Source organism: Rugosimonospora acidiphila (assembly GCF_039543385.1).
GTDB classification, from domain to species: domain Bacteria; phylum Actinomycetota; class Actinomycetes; order Mycobacteriales; family Micromonosporaceae; genus Rugosimonospora; species Rugosimonospora acidiphila.
The window spans coordinates 180059-195212 of the sequence record NZ_BAABJQ010000003.1 but is presented as its reverse complement, the minus strand read 5'-3'; the positions used below and the strand labels follow the sequence as shown (position 1 = coordinate 195212).

Here is a 15154-nt window from a genome sequence, read left to right as displayed (position 1 = left end):
CGCCCAGATGCAGGAGACGAAGGTGACCTCCCCACTGTCTGGTCACGATCGCTCGACTGGAACCAGCGAGCGGCCATCGGAGTCCTTCCGGCGGCAGTCCACATCGCCGGGACGAGCGGCGAACGCCCTCGGCGTGCTCGACCCACGCGGTTGGCTTCGCCGAGGTGCGGTGGAATCCAACCGCGGCCCGGACGAGCGTGCGGGCCGGCACACCCTGGTCGACCGAGTGCTCGACCTTGGCATCTATGTCGCGCTGGTCGGCCTGGTCATCTACTTCTGGCGGGCATCGCCGTACTTCCTGTCCGAGCGCAACCTGCTCAACATCGGGTCGGCCGTCGCGGTCACCGGCGTGCTCGCTGCCGGCATGACCATCGCGCTCATAGCGGGCCAGCTCGACCTCACGGTCGGAGCCAACGTGGCGCTGACGAGCGTCATCGTCGGCATTCTCATCGAAGACGAGCACTGGTCCACCCCGCTGGCCGTCGTTGCCGGCATCGGCGTCGGCCTCCTGATCGGTCTGGCCAACAGCGCGCTGATCGTCGGCGTCGGCATCAACTCGATCATCGCCACCCTCGCGATGGGCATCGTGATCCGGGGCGTCGCACTGATCTCCACCAACGGGCAGGACAAGCCGCTGACGCACCTGGCGTTGACCAACTTCGTCAACGACCGCCCGATCGGCATTCCGACCACCGTGTGGATCTTGCTGGCCGTCTTCCTGATCGCAACGATAGTCATGACCTTCACCCGCGCCGGATGGCACGTCTACGGCGTAGGCGGCAATCCGAGCGCCGCGCTCCGTGCGGGTATACGCACCAAGCGGCTCTACACCGGAGTCTTCCTCATCACGGGGGCGCTGGCGGCGCTCGGTGGCGTCATGACCACCGGCACGTCCAGCAGCGGAGGCCCGAACTATGCAGTCGGCGCCGAGTTCGATGTCCTCACCGCCGTCCTGCTCGGCGGGATCGGGCTCGGCGGTGGCGCGGGACGGGTGGAGCGAACGCTGGCGGGCGTGCTCGTCATCGGCGTGCTCAACAACGGACTCACCTTGATGTCGGTTGATTCCTACTACCAGCAACTGGCTCGTGGAGCGGTGTTCGTCCTGGCCGTCGTCATGGGTGCGGTCGCCGAGCGACGGAGGACGCGATGACCGACAACGACCGCGCACCGATCCTGGCGGCCGAAGGCATCGGCAAGGTTTTCGGGCACGTACGTGCCCTGCGCGATGTCAGCTTCGAGCTCTACCCCGGCGAAGTCCTCGCCGTGCTGGGCGACAACGGCGCCGGGAAAAGCACCCTGATCAAGATCCTGTCCGGCGCCTACGACGCGACCGAGGGTCGCGTGCTGGTAAGGGGTCGCCCGGTCGCCTTCAGCAAGCCGGCCGACGCCACCGCCGCCGGCATCGCCACCGTGTACCAGGACCTCGCGCTTGTCGATACCCGAGACGTCGCCGCCAACCTGTTCCTCGGGCGCGAATTCCACCGGGGACCGTTCGTCGATCGCCGCCGCATCTACCGCGAGGCGGAGAAGCTGCTCTCCACGCTGACCATCAAGCTGCCGTCGGTGCGCGTCCCGGTGTACCTGCTCTCCGGTGGCCAGCGGCAGGCGGTCGCCATCGGTCGCGTCCTGGTCGGCGGCCCCGACATCGTGATCATGGACGAGCCGACCGCGGCACTGGGGGTGCAGGAATCCGAACGGGTCCTCCAGCTCGTCCGCGACCTGCGGGCCGCCGGCAAGGCGATCATTCTGATCAGTCACAACCTGCAGCAGGTCTGGCGCACCGCCGACCGCATTCTCGTCATGCACCTCGGGACCGTCGCCGGAATCCGGGAACGCGAACGCAGCACCGTAGACGAGATCGTCAAGCTCATCGTCTACGGCAACGACGATGACGCCGCTACGACGCCCCTTCCCGACCCCGGAGCCTACGCATGACCGCGCCGAACCAAGACGCCACCGACCGACCCACGTTCGCGGGCACAGATCTCCCGGCCTTCACGCCCCAGTCAGCGGATCTCCCCGCGGATCGCACTCCGCAGGTGCTCGCCTACTACTACCCGCAGTGGCACACCGACGCCACCAACGACCTGATGCACAAGCCCGGGTGGACCGAGTGGGACATCCTCCACCGGGCCACGCCCCGGTACCCGGAGCACTACCAACCGAAGGTCCCAGCGTGGGGCTATGCGGACGAGGCGGACGCGCGCGCTGCCAATCGGATCGTCGACACCGCACTGGAGCACGGCCTGACCGGTTTCGTCGTCGACTGGTACTGGTACGACAACCATCCATTCCTCAACCGGGCCCTCGACGAGGGGCTGCTGCGCGCCGAACGCCTCGGTGAACTCCGGTTCGCACTGATGTGGGCCAACCACGAGTGGGTCGACCTCTACCCGGCGAAAGACCTCACTCCACCGGTGCTGCTGCCCGCGCCCAACACCCGCTACCACGCACGCAGCGCGTTCGCCCACGTTATCGACCGGTACCTGCATCACCCGTCCTACTGGCGCCTCGACGACGCACCGTACTTCTCGCTCTACGACGTGCCGTCGTTCGTCCGGGGAATGGGCGGGATCAACGCCGCGGCAGACATGCTCGCCGAGTTCCGCGCGATGGCGAACGAAGCCGGCATCCCGCGCCTGCACCTGAATGCGGTGACGACGTTCAACATCGACGACACGCCGGCCATGGCGGCCCGGCTCGGGCTCGACACCGTCACGCACTACACCTGGTGGCACCACCCTCAGGCCGGGTTCGACACCCTTCCGACCACCGACTACCAGCGGGTCCTCCGACGGGCGCGCGAAGTGTGGGCCGAGTTCAGCACCTCGCTGCAGGGCCGCTACCTGCCGAACGTCACGATGGGCTGGGACCCGAGCCCGCGCGCCGTCGACTGGCCCATGGACCGGGAACGCGGATACCCGTTCACGAGCATCCTGGACGGCAACACCCCGGATGCCTTCGGCGTCGCCGTCCAGGACGCCGCCCTCCACGCACTCAGCCACGCTCACCACCCGGCGGTCCTGGTCAACGCCTGGAACGAGTGGACCGAGGGCAGTTATCTCGAGCCCGATGACCGGCACGGCCTTGCCTATCTGGAGGCCCTTCGCTCGGCAATCAAGAATGCGTCGGCCGGGCCGGCACACGTGCGGCAATGACGGTCATGACACCGCGAACAATCCCGAGTTGAGGCTTCAATCGCGGTGGCTCGCCTCGCCCTCGTCCCTCCGGCGGGCCGCCGCGCTGCCCGCCGCCTCGTGGCCAACGCTCACGCCGGCTTGACCCTCCCATCAACGGTGGGGGCAGCCGGCCCAGGAGGTTGCGGGTACGCGGGTGTACTGGGTGGCGCCGAAGTTAGCGGCTGAACCGCCTGGTTGCGCACCAGGCATCCGGTGCGTGGGTGGTCGGCGGTCGGTCAACCGTGAGGTTGGCGCCGCCGCCTCACATCACCGGGGGCTGCGCCGTCGTACCGGTATGACGGACACACCCGGACAAGGAGAAGGACGCGTGACTGACTTTCAGACCATCGCCGACCGCGTCGAGATCGAGGCGCTGCGCGGCGAGTTCACCGACGCCGCGATGATGCGCGACCGTGCGCGCCTCGCGTCGCTGTTCACGCCGGACGGCGCACTGCGGATGCCCAACATCCCCGCGGAACTGGTCGGCCGGGAAGAGATCCGCGCCGGGGGCGAGCGACTGCAGGCCCAGTGGGACTTCTTCGTGCAGACCACGCACCCGGGCACCATCCAGCTGGACGGCGACACCGCGTCCGGCCGCGCCTACATCCAGGAGCTCGCCCGTACCCTTGACGGCCGCCAGGGGCTGAACTACGCCATCTACCACGACCGCTACCGGCGCACCTCGGAGGGCTGGAAGTTCACCGAACGCGTCTATGAGGTCCGGTACTTCGACCCGACTCCACTGGCGGGCTCGGCGCCCCGGCCGGGTCCAGCGGCATCATGACCACGTCCGGCCGGGGCACCCACGGGTCGCCTCGTTCTACCGCAGCGAACGGAAGGCGGCGCGGACCTGCACGGACGGCATCTTCCGCACCCACACCGGCCCGCGGCGTCCATGGCGGCCCTCGATGGGAAGAAGTCGTAGCGCCCTGACCTTTCCGCAAGTGTTGGCCGGCCGTGGGTTGCGGCAGCCGGAGGGCGCTGGGACGATCGCCGGGTGCCTGTCGTGATCATTGGTCTCGTGCTCATCGCCGCCGGCGTGGGCCTCATCGCGGCCGTCGCGGTCGGCGCGCTGGCGGCCTGGCCACTGGTCATGGCCATCATCTTCGTGGTGTTCGGCCTCGCGCTCGTGGCCACCGGCCGAGAGGCGGTCCGCAGCCGACGCCGCCGGCAGTACCTGATGGTCGAAGGCCTGGCGGGTGCAGCCCGGATCGAATCGGTCGCGCAGACCAGCCTGACGGTCAACGACCAACCGGTCGTCAAGTTCGGGCTGTCGGTGGCCGTCGCCGACCGGGCCGCCTATCCTGTGACCGTGCGCGAGGCGGTGCCGCTGCTCCAGCTGGCCCGCGTGGCGGTGGGCGCTGTGCTCGCCGTGCGGGTCGACCCGGCCCGGCCCGACCAGGTGGAGATCGACTGGGACACCCCGGCGGCCGAGGTCTCGTCCGCCGCCCAGCAACCCACCATCCAGCAACCGACCGCCCAGCAACCAATCATGGAACTGCCGCCCGGCATCGTGCTTCCCCGGGTGCCCGAGCGCACCGACCGACAGCCCGCCCAGCTTCCCGAGCAGGTGCGCGCGATCGGTGCCCCGGGTCGCGCGATTGTCGACACGGTCCGGGTCAGCGATACCGATGGTTATCTGCTCGACATGTGGGTACAGCTGGACAGCGGCCCCTCGTACCGGATGGAGAACGCACCCGCCCGCGTCGACCCCCGTTACGCCGCCAAGGTCAGGCCCGGCGTCACTGTGCCGGTACGCGTCGCCCAGATCCGGCCCGGAGTTTCCATGGCGGTCCTGGAGTGGGAGAAGCTGTAGGGCGCTGTCGCAGCATCGGATCGGGCGACCGGTTGCGCCGGTGGCGAGGCCCAAGGCGCAAGGCCCAAGGCCCATGGCCCAAGGCCCGAGGTCAGATCATCAGCGCCAGTTCGGTGAACGCTGCGGCGACCCGTGGGCTGGGCGGGATCGCCGGGCCTTCGCGGGGCCCGGCGATCCAGCTACCTCGGTGCGGACGCTGGCTTGGCGCCCCTAATGATCGAGCACCAGGCCTGTCGACAACGTTGGGGACTTGTATGGCTAGCGGTGGCCGTGATGGTCCGTGACGTCAAAGACGAGGTTTTCTGGTGCCGGGCCAAACGAGGCCCATGGCACAATCTTGGTCTGGCTGACGCCACTCCGGCTGAAGTCACACACGCCGCTGCGGAAGACCTCGTGGAGCCGCTTGGCCTGGGCCGGCGTGAACGAGGCCTGGTAGTCACGTACGTTCGCCGGCTTGAGCTGGCACTTGAGGTTATCCGCCGCTACCGAGCTGCCGGCCTCGTAGCGCGGGAAGGCGTACGACGGGAACAACCGGTTGCAGGTGGTACTGGGCGTGCTACCAAAGACCTGCCGCTCCGCGACGAATCGGCTCGGATCGGCCCAACAGCCGTCAACGGCGGCGGCTGGCTTGTCGCGCACCACCTTGTTGTGTGCGGGGGCGGTCGACTTGTCCGCGACGGTCGCCTCGACCCAGGCGATGAAGGTGTCCCAGGCTCGGGCGAACGGTACGTTCCCGCGCCACATCACCTCAGTGTCCGCGTTGCCGTTGGCCTCGGCGATGCGCTCCCGCGCGGCGAAGTGGGTCCACTGGTAGTGGTAGCCCGAATCGTCGTTGTAGATGCCGGTGATGTCCATCAGCGGAATCGAGCTCATGCCACCGCTGCCGGAGAACTCAAGTCCGCTCTGGTAGGCCCGACGGATCGCTCCGGTGTCGCCGACCGCGCGATCGGCACTGTAGTTGGCGTCCTGATCGAGACCGCCGACGCCCGCGTTCAGATCAAGGAACTGATCGACCGTGATGGCGCCGGAGTTCAGCTGGGCCAGGCCGTACTGAACGCCGGTGTTGTCGAAGGTACGCAGCGCGAACCCGGTGTCAGGGTCTACGCCGTACACGTTCCGGTTGGCGTCGTAGAGGTCCGCGCGCGCGCCCGTCGGGTTGGTGATCGGGTCGTAGAGCAGCGACTGCGGCACTGCCGAGCTCACGGGAGCGGAGGCGTAGTTCGGGATCGCCGGCTCGACCCGTCCGGGCACCGGGTCGGTGCGCCCGGACTGGCGGGCGGAGTCAATCCACGCCAGGGTCCCGTCGCTACCGGAGAACTTGTACCCGGAGATCGCCACCTGCTGCTCTTTGGTGAAGCCGGTCGGGTTGGTGGCCTGGAAGTAGTGGGCCAGCAGCCGGGAGTCGGAGGCGGAGTTGGCGATTGCCAGCGGGTCGGGGAAGGTGCACTCGATCAGGGCACCGTCGAACAGGCCCGGCATGGCGTCGGCCAGCTGGATACTGCCGTAGGAGCCTCCGGAGCAGCCAGCGCTGACGGTGTACTTCGGGGCACCGTAGGTCTCGATGAAGTGCTCCTTGCTCATCATCGCCGCCTCGCCGGACACCACCGAGTTGCAGTTGTTCGTCGGGTGCTGCAGGGTGTTGGTGAAGGTCGCGTAGCCTTGGCCGAGGTGGTTCACGCTGAACAGGTCGAAGTCCCGGTCAGCGGTGGCAGGCGAGCTGCCGGTGACCGCGCCCTGGATGTACCAGCCGCCCGGGCAGCCGGCTCCCTCCACGGCGATCAGGCGATGGTTCCAGCCGGCCGGCGGGGTGAACGGACTGGGCGCCGGGTCCACCGTGGGGTCGTACAGGATCGCGCTCTGGTAGATGCCGCGGTCAATCGTGCTGGTCTCGACTCGCACGATGAACCGTACGGTCTTCCCGGTCGTGGTCGTGGTCATCGCCACGTCGCTGGGCAGCGGCCCGGTGGGCAGCGGTACCAGCGTGGTTGCGCCTTGCTTCAGGTAGAGGTAGGTCACCTTGGCGGGCGCCGCGCAGTCGGCGTTGGTCACCGGCGCGTCGGTGAGGAAGGTGCCGTCCGGCAGCTTGAAGCTCTGCGTCTGGCAGGCGAATGGCTCGATGTGTGGGCCGGAGGTGACAGGACCGGCCAGCGGGTAGTTGGTGACCGTCAGCGTGGCCCGCGAGTGGCCCTTCGTCTTGCCGCGCGCCTCCGCGACCAGCGCGTTGCGGCCCAGGTTGAGGTGGGTCACCAGGCCGACGTAGCTGCCCGCCGCGGTGCCGGGATGGAACGCCGAGGTGACGTCGCGCCCGTTGAGCGTGATCCGCGGGCGATCGCCGTGGTCGGCCATCGCGACCTGGGCCAGCACGTTACCGCCGCTTACCCGGTCCGCGCGGGTGGACAGGGTCGTGATGACGACGCTCGAATGACCAGGCGGAGCCTTGTCGCCGGTCGACGCCGACGCCTGAGCGGGGACCGAGGCGGACAGTATCAGCCCCGTGACGCCGGCCGTGGCGGCCAGCACGGTGCGTGGTCGGGTCCATCTGAACATGGCAAACGCATCCTTCCGGTGCTGGGACGGCCGAAAGCGACAGCGGCCGTCCTGGTGTGACGGGTTTGGCTCGCACGGAAAGCGACCGGACCGGCCCTCACTTGTTCGGGTGCCGGGCAGGCGATGATGGTGGTGGTGAGGCCCTGGTGGACGTTGCGCTGTGCGCTGATGCCACCCGGCCTCGACGGTCAGGCTCGTAGCCTGCCGATGTCCCAGCCGTTCGCGGTGTCGATGATCCGCAGGAAGGCGGCGGTGGCGTTCTCCAGGCCCCACGCCGGCACAAGCGCGGCGGTGTCCAGAGTGGAGTGGTAGATGACATGGTCGATGATGTGGAAGCTGGGCGCCTTCTGGTACAAGGAGCTGAGCTCGCCGCCCGGTCGCTCCTCGGGTTGTGCGTACACCGATACGCCATAGTCTCGGAGCGAGGTATACACCAGTTGCTGGAGTGCTTCGCTGCCTCCGGCGAACCAGCGCCTGGCGCTGATCGCGTTCGAGGTCATGATTCCGTCGTCGAGCAGGTAGAGAAGGGTCTGCGACGGATGCTCCGAGTTGATGATGAGCGCCGTATTGGTGAAGTCGTGGTTGTCGCGGACCCAGTGAACGCCGTACGCGCCGTGGTGGTGGTCCGGTGTGGTCAGGAAGGTCATCCTGCGCCGGCGCTTTGCTTTGGGCAGGCCCGCGTAGTGCTTGGCGATTTCCAGCATCATCGTCAGGCCGGCCGCGTTGTCCAGTGCACCCTCGAAGATGGCGTCGGTGTGCGCCATGACGAGGATCTCCTCGTCGGTTCTGCCCGGGAGGGTGCCCCACACGTTGGTCCGGAGGGCTTCGCTCGTGCCGATGTCGGCGGTCAGCCGGATCCTGACCTGTTGACCCGACCCGAGGATGTCACCGATGCCGTTACCCTCGTCTGGGCTGATGGTGAACGTCGGGGCGACCGTGCCGCCACCGCCCATGGGCTGGAACACCGCGTTGCCGGGCATACCCATCACCACAAAGACCATCGCGGCGCCAGCGGCGTTGGCGCGGTCGATCGCGCCGCGGTCGGCGCTGTGGCTTCGTCCGCCCGGCGTGAGGATGCTGTAAATGAATACCGCCTTGCCGGCGACGTCGCGGCCGGCGAAATCGGCGGTCGTCCCGAGCCCCACCCACATCGCGTCGGCGGTGACGCCGTCCGGCGATGTTCCCACCGTGCCGTCGATGGGGAAGGTCGTGTGCAGCGGCACGGAGTTGGTGCCGAGTAGGCATTCGGCCTGCCACGAGTGTGCGAACCACAGTGGCTGCACCGAGACGTCCTGCTGGTGCGCGTCATGAAGTCCGATGCGCTGGAATTGGTGGAGCACCCAGTCAAGGGTCATCCGCTCATACGGCGTGCCGGGGATGCGGCCCCAGTTCTGGACTCCGGCATCGCGCGCCTGTCGGGAAAAGCCGGTGATCTGGTCGACCACCTTCTTCATGGCGCGGCCGTCGAGATGGGCGTACGCGTGGCTGCCGTTGGGCATTGGGAAGTGGGGGTATGCCTCGTCCGGCAGGTAGAGGCTGGCCCCGTCGCGAGGCAGTCCCAGACCGGTCGGGGCGGGCAGTTCGGCGAAGGCCGCGGTGCTGGCGATGGGGTTGGCTGGGCTGGTCGGGGCGCCGCTGGCGGTGCCGGGGATGGCGGCCACCACGGCCGCACCTCCGAGGCCGCCGAGAATCGCTCTGCGGCTCACGTTCTGCGGTGTCGGGGTCATGTTGTTCCCTTCTCTCTTCGTCCGGCTGTACAGAGCCTCCGATCTCGACCGGGTCCATGCTCCGCATAGACTGGGCTGGATGGATACGATGTATACTCTGTATTTAAAACGTCGCATAGACCCATCGCCAGCTTTCTTCGTATCCTGGCAATGTTTACGTGCTCGCCCTCAGCGTCGCCCCCGAGAGGGTCCTGCTGGCCTTGATTCAGGTGAGCGGGGGGCTGTCCGGAACCGGGGCTCGGCTGGCCATGGTCCCTCTACAGTGGACAGCCGTGGGCGCCAGCTCGCGGATGCGTCCGTCCCGGGTTCGGGTTGGCCGGGCAGGCCGCCGGCCTAACCAGCGGCCCGTCCCGACTTCCGGCCCCTTCAGGCGACGCCCAGGTACGCCATGCGGATCTTCGGGTCGGCCAGCAGCGACGCGGCCTGGCCATCCATGGTGATGTGCCCGTTCTCCAGAACGTAGGCCCGTTCCGCGACGGTCAGTGCCGCATCGACGTCCTGCTCCACGACGAGGATGGCGGTACCCGAGGCGGCGATGTCCGGCAGCCGTTGCATGATCTCCTCGACCACCTTGGGTGCCAACCCGAGCGACAGCTCGTCGATCATCATCAGGGCGGGCTGGCTCATCAGGCCGCGCGCGATCGCGCACATCTGCTGCTCGCCTCCTGACATACTGCCGGCGACCTGGTTCAGCCGGCCCCTCAGGTTGGGAAACAGCTCGAGCACCGGCTCGAGGTTCTTGTCCCGGCGCCGCCACGCACCCAGTAGCAGGTTCTCCCGCACGGTCAACCCGGCGAACAACCGTCGGCCCTCGGGCACGTGCGTGACGCCACGGTACGCGATGTCCTCCACGCTACGCCCGTTGATCGGCTTGCCGTGCAGCCGCACGGTGCCCCCAGCCACTGGGATGATCCCGGACAGCGCGCGCAGCAAGGTGGTCTTGCCCGCACCGTTGGGTCCGATCAGCGCGACGATCTCGTGCCGCTGTACCTGGAGGCTGACGTCCCACAGCACCTGGACTCGGCCGTAGCCAGCGGCGAGGTTCTCCACATCCAGCATGGGTCACCGAGCCTTTCGCTGCACGTACCGCTGCCCGAGGTAGGCTTCGATCACCCGGTCGTCGGAGAGCACCGCGTGCGGTTCACCGAGGATGAGCAGGCGGCCCTGGTGCAGCACCAACACCTGGTCGCTGACCGACAGAATCGCCTTCATCAGGTGCTCCACCACGACGATCGTCATACCCTCCTCGCGCAGCCGGTGCACCAGTTCCAGACACCGGTCGATCTCCTTACCACGCAGGCCGGCCATCACCTCGTCCAGCAGAAGCAGGCGGGGGCGTAGCGCGAGGGCCTTGGCCAGTTCCAACCGGCGAGCATCGGCGACGGACAATTCGTTCGGGGTCGCGGTATGGGCGGCGGTGAAGCCGGTCCGCTCCAGCGCCTCGTCCGCGACGGCCAGCGCGGCCCGCTTGGAACGCCGCGGAGTCGGGCCGTACATGGCGCTGATCGCCACGTTCTCCCGCGCGGTCATGCCGCGGAACGGTTTGACGATCTGGAAGGTGCGCGCCACGCCGGCCGCCGCCACCCGCCACGGTCGTTTGCCGGTCAGGTCGGCGCCGTGCACGAGCACCTGCCCGGTCGACGGGCGCAGATGCCCGGTGACCAGGTTGATGAACGTGCTCTTGCCGGCGCCGTTAGGGCCGATGACACCGAGAATCTGTCCGGGCGCGAGGGTGAAGGACAGGTCGCTGAGCGCGGCGAGGCCGCCGAAGCGCCGGCTGAGGTTGCGTATCTGCAGAGCGGGGGTGGTTGGGGTGTTCATAGCCGGTACGTCCGGACGTTGTCCAGTAGCGGGAGTCGGCGGGTACGCCAGGCATCGCGAATGAAGAACACCGCGCCCTGGGGCAGGATGATCACTGCGGCGATGATGATCGCGCCGAGGATGAAGGTGTGCACCTCCGTGAAGTTGGCGCGCAGGTACTCACTGAGAGCTTGCAGGGCGGTCGCACCGATGATCGGGCCGAGCACCGTACCGCTTCCGCCGATGACCACCATCATCACCATCAGCAGCGTGATCTGGACGTCGAACAGCCGCTCCGGGTAGATGGTGACCTGCTGGAACGCGTAGACGCTGCCGACCAACCCGGTGCAGAACGCGGAGAGCACCAAGGCGGTGACCTTGGCCCGGGTGGTGTCGATGCCGGCCGCCGCGGCCGCGGCCTCGTCCTGGCGGATGGCCCGCAGCCCGTAGCCCAACCGGCTGCGGGACAGCACGCCCACCAGGACCGTGGTGGCCGCCGCCACCACGAGGAACACGATGTAGAAGGTGTCGTTGCCGAGGTATGCGGTACTGGCATGCTTACCCACGACCGGGATGGAGATGCCTGCGCCGCCCCCGGTGAGCCGGGGCACGTTGATAACGATCTCCCGTAGTCCCTCGGCCACGCCGAGGGTCGCGATCGCGAAGTAGTGCCCGCGCAGCCGGAGCAGCGGAAGCCCGATGACGGCCGCGAAGGCCGCGGCGATGACGGCACTGAGCGGCAGTGCCATCCAGTATGAGAGGCCGGCCTTGGCCATCAGCACGGCGGTGGAATAGCCGCCCAGACCGAAGAAGGCGACCTGGCCGAAGCTCGCGTACCCGGTGAAGCCGCCGAGGATGTTCCAGGATTGGGCCAGCGCGATGAACATCAGCACCGTGCTGACTGTGCGCACCTGTCCCGAGTAGAGCTGGGTCTGTAACGCGATGACCGCGAGGACGGCGATTGCGCCGATCGCCCATGGCGTGGCGGGTCTCAGCCGGCGCCACCCGTCTGGTTCGTCTGCCGGTGTTGGGGGCGCCGCGGCCGGTTTGCCGGTGACGTCCACCCGAGATTCAGCGGCCATCGCTCACACCTCCAATCGCGATTCGTAGAACGGTCGACCGAGCAGCCCGGCTGGGCGGGCCACCAGCACCAGCACCAGCAGCCCGAAGGCGACCGCGTTGACCAGGGTGCCGGACAGGTACTGGCCGGCCCACGACTCGACGAGGCCAAGCAGCAATCCGCCGGCGAGTGCCCCGTACATGTTGCCCAGCCCACCGAGAACGGCGATGACGAAACTGAACAAGGTGTATTTGCTGGCGTCGGCTGGGCTGAAGGTGCCCACCGTGGCCAGCATCGCGCCGGCCAATCCGGCCAGTGCCGCGGCGATGCCGAAGGTGAGGGCGTAGATGTGCCGGGCCCGGATGCCCATCAGCCGGGCGGCGCCGCGGTCCATCCCGGTCGCCGCGATCGCGAGCCCGGTGCGGGTGCGTTTCATGAGGCTGACGAGCAGCAGCGAGCATGCCACCGCGAGCAGGCAGCCGAGCAGCCGGCCGACGGGCACCCGCACGCCACCCAACGCCAGGCTCTTCAACGCGTAGGACGTATTGATCGCCCGGTAGTTTCCGGAGTAGATCATGATGAGTCCGTTGGTGAGCAGCAGGTCCAGCCCGAAGGTGAGCAACAGGGTGATGAACACCGGTGCGTTGACCACCAGGTTGACCAGCAGGCGCTGCACCAGGTAGCCGGTCACGAACAGGAAGGCCATTGAGCCGAACATGGCGATGAACGGGTCCAGGCCCAACCATTCGTTGAGCTGCCAGGCGACGTAGGCGCCGACCACCACGAAGGCGCCGTGCGCCAGGTTGATCACGTTCATCACTCCCCAGACCAGGGAGAAGCCGACCGCGACCAGGGCAAGAAGGCCACCCTGCAACAAACCGTATACAGTGGACTGAAGAAATGCGTTCATGTCGGCGCCTGCGCGAGGCAGAGCACGGTAGTGCTCATGCGGCACCGGGCCAGATCAGCGGCTTCTGTGCGACATCGGCCGGCCAGACCGGTACCGCCTCGCCGTGCTGGATCTGGATGACTGACATCTGCTTCGTTACGTTCTTTCCGGTCGGGTCGAATTTGATCGGACCGAAGAAGCTTGGCGTGTCGAGGGATGCGAGCGCGTCGCGGACGGCGTCGGGCTGCAGCGAATGGGCCTTTTCCACGGCCATGACCAGGGCGAGGCATGCCGCTGACGCCGAGGCGGCGTGGTATTGCGCGTCCTCACCGAACTTCGCCTTGTACGCGGTCGCGTAGTCGGCAGAGGTGCCGAACCACTTGTCGGATCCCTTGCCGGAAGACACCCACTGGCTGGAGCCGAGCACACCCTCGGCGAGTTCGTTGAGCGTCTGCGGGAAGTCTGGAGTGGGTGGGGCGACGGTCTCGCCGAAGCCCTGCGGTCGCACGCCGAGTTCCTTGCTCTGCTTGATGATCGCCACACCCTCGACGAAGTGCACCGACCCGATGATCACGTCCGGGTGCAGTGCCTTGGCCTTGGACAGGGCGGCCGAGACATCCGAGGCGCCGTTCGGGAAGAACTGGGTCGGCAGGACGGTCATGCCGAGGCCCCGGGCAGCCTTCTCCCCGCCCGTGGTGACCGACTTGGAGAAGCCATCGTCGGCGGAGAGGAAGATGACCGTCTTCGGGGTCGGCTTGGCCAGATCGTGGAGTGCCTCGACAATCGACGCGGCATACTCCGAGCCGGGGCTCAGGACGCCGAAGGTGCGCCGGTAGCCCTTCTCGAAGATGGTGTCATCGGCGCCCAGGCTGTCCACCATGACCTGTCCGTTGCGCTCGACCACGGCCGCGGCCGCCTCCGTAGCCGCGGAGCCGTACGGGCTGAGAACCAGTTTGTAGCCCTTGTCGTTGTACTGATCGATGAGCTGGGCCGCGGTGTCGGGGCTGGAGGTGTCGTCTTGGAAGACCAGGTTCAGCTTGACTTTACGATCGCCGACCGGGATGCCGCCCTTGCCGTTGATCACTTGCTGGCAGAACTCGTATCCGCTGCGGGTCAGCAGGCCCTCCCGGGCCAGCGAACCGGTCAGCGACATCGAGACGCCGATGGTGAGCTGATCTTGATCGGCACCACTGGTGGATCGACTGCCCTTCGAGCCGCAGGCTGCCAGCGACAGAGCCAGCACAGCAGTCACGGCAACGGTGGTGGTTCGAACCTTCATCGCGATCCTCCTCTCCGCCGTATGGAGACAAGCTTATGAATATCTTGTATACGCCCCATACATCGAAGAAGCAAGATCTTTGACGTGCTCTGCGTGGCCGCGCTGGATACTCAGCGTCAGCCACGCCAGGCATCGACGAGTGCGCCGGCCCTCGCTCGGGCCGCTGTCAGTGGCGATCGGTGAACAGCTCGTCCAGGCGATCCCTGGGCGCCTCGACCGCACCCATTGCCGCCACCAGCGCGCTCCGGACGTGCTCGATGTTCGCGCTGATCAGATTGGCCAGGAGTTCGCCATCGTCCGCACGTAGCGCCGCGACCTCGCCGGCGAGTTCGACACCGACCCGATCCTGAGCGCCGAGCACGTGGGCGTAGTAGCGCGAGTAGGGCTCGACCAGGTTGAGCAGCTGGGTGACCAGGCGCAGCCCGTGCCGACGGCCGGACATCTCGTAGAGCCGGCGTCGGAACACGTAGTGCAACCCGGACCACTCCTCGGGATCCGGCTTCGGGGCCTGCGCCATCCGCTGCACCAGGCCGTCCAACTCATCGATGTCCCGCGAACGGACCTGTCCGGCGACCGCGCGGGCCAACGATGGTTCCAACTGCAGCCGCAGGTCGTAGAGTTCCTCCACCTCGTGCGCGTCGAGTTCGATCACCATGGCCCCCATCCCGGGGCGTATCACGATGAGTCCCTCCCCGGACAGCGTCCGCAGCGCCTCGCGCAGCGGGATCCGGCTGACCCCGAATCTCCGGGCCAGCTCGTCCTGATTGAGCGGCTGGCCCGGCGTCAGCACCCGCTCCCGAACCGCCCTGCGGAGTAGTGCGGCGATGTCCTCTGGATGCACAGGCTCCCCCATCGAT

At 67.7% G+C, this 15154-nt stretch carries 13 protein-coding genes; 5 read left to right on the top strand and 8 right to left on the bottom strand.

Going from position 1 to position 15154, the window contains the following annotated elements; genetic code table 11:
- Positions 1–169 precede the first annotated feature (169 nt).
- The 5 genes from ABEA87_RS06125 to ABEA87_RS06105 all read left to right on the top strand — a co-directional run bounded on the left by ABEA87_RS06125 (position 170) and on the right by ABEA87_RS06105 (position 4995).
- The gene (locus tag ABEA87_RS06125) at positions 170–1150 is read left to right on the top strand and encodes an ABC transporter permease (protein ID WP_345626866.1); all 981 of its coding nucleotides are present in this window, start codon (positions 170–172) and stop codon (positions 1148–1150) included.
- Complete coding sequence (locus ABEA87_RS06120; RefSeq protein ID WP_345626864.1) at positions 1147–1935, top strand: ATP-binding cassette domain-containing protein; 789 nt, start codon at positions 1147–1149, stop codon at positions 1933–1935. The genes ABEA87_RS06125 and ABEA87_RS06120 overlap by 4 nt, the downstream gene beginning before the upstream one ends.
- A complete protein-coding gene (locus ABEA87_RS06115; RefSeq protein WP_345626862.1) occupies positions 1932–3158 on the top strand; it encodes a glycoside hydrolase family 99-like domain-containing protein in 1227 nt (408 codons plus the stop codon). The genes ABEA87_RS06120 and ABEA87_RS06115 overlap by 4 nt, the downstream gene beginning before the upstream one ends.
- A 349-nt stretch (positions 3159–3507) precedes the next feature.
- Entirely contained in the window at positions 3508–3963 is a 456-nt protein-coding gene (locus ABEA87_RS06110; RefSeq protein WP_345626860.1) for a nuclear transport factor 2 family protein, read from the top strand.
- 213 nt (positions 3964–4176) lie between these two features.
- Complete coding sequence (locus ABEA87_RS06105) at positions 4177–4995, top strand: DUF3592 domain-containing protein (RefSeq protein ID WP_345626859.1); 819 nt, start codon at positions 4177–4179, stop codon at positions 4993–4995.
- A gap of 258 nt (positions 4996–5253) precedes the next feature.
- On the opposite strand, the gene ABEA87_RS06100 is transcribed toward ABEA87_RS06105, so the two are convergent.
- The 8 genes from ABEA87_RS06100 to ABEA87_RS06065 form a co-directional block, all read right to left on the bottom strand.
- Positions 5254–7542: a DUF6351 family protein gene (locus ABEA87_RS06100; RefSeq protein WP_345626858.1), complete on the bottom strand. Its 2289-nt coding sequence runs from the start codon at positions 7540–7542 to the stop codon at positions 5254–5256.
- Between the two features lie 188 nt (positions 7543–7730).
- On the bottom strand, positions 7731–9206 hold the full coding sequence (locus ABEA87_RS06095; RefSeq protein WP_345626857.1) for a M28 family peptidase: 1476 nt from the start codon (positions 9204–9206) through the stop codon (positions 7731–7733).
- Positions 9207–9635: 429 nt separating this feature from the next.
- Positions 9636–10328, bottom strand: coding sequence for an ABC transporter ATP-binding protein (locus ABEA87_RS06090; RefSeq protein WP_345626856.1), 693 nt, complete (start codon positions 10326–10328; stop codon positions 9636–9638).
- A gap of 3 nt (positions 10329–10331) precedes the next feature.
- Entirely contained in the window at positions 10332–11090 is a 759-nt protein-coding gene (locus ABEA87_RS06085) for an ABC transporter ATP-binding protein (protein ID WP_345626855.1), read from the bottom strand.
- Positions 11087–12151 (bottom strand): branched-chain amino acid ABC transporter permease, encoded by a 1065-nt coding sequence (locus ABEA87_RS06080; protein WP_345626853.1) that lies wholly within the window; start codon positions 12149–12151, stop codon positions 11087–11089. Before ABEA87_RS06080 ends, ABEA87_RS06085 begins: the two co-directional genes overlap by 4 nt.
- A gap of 3 nt (positions 12152–12154) precedes the next feature.
- Positions 12155–13039: a branched-chain amino acid ABC transporter permease gene (locus ABEA87_RS06075; RefSeq protein ID WP_345626851.1), complete on the bottom strand. Its 885-nt coding sequence runs from the start codon at positions 13037–13039 to the stop codon at positions 12155–12157.
- A 34-nt stretch (positions 13040–13073) separates the two neighbouring features.
- On the bottom strand, positions 13074–14297 hold the full coding sequence (locus ABEA87_RS06070; protein ID WP_345626849.1) for an amino acid ABC transporter substrate-binding protein: 1224 nt from the start codon (positions 14295–14297) through the stop codon (positions 13074–13076).
- 166 nt (positions 14298–14463) lie between these two features.
- Positions 14464–15138 (bottom strand): GntR family transcriptional regulator, encoded by a 675-nt coding sequence (locus ABEA87_RS06065; RefSeq protein WP_345626847.1) that lies wholly within the window; start codon positions 15136–15138, stop codon positions 14464–14466.
- Between the last annotated feature and the right edge of the window lie 16 nt (positions 15139–15154).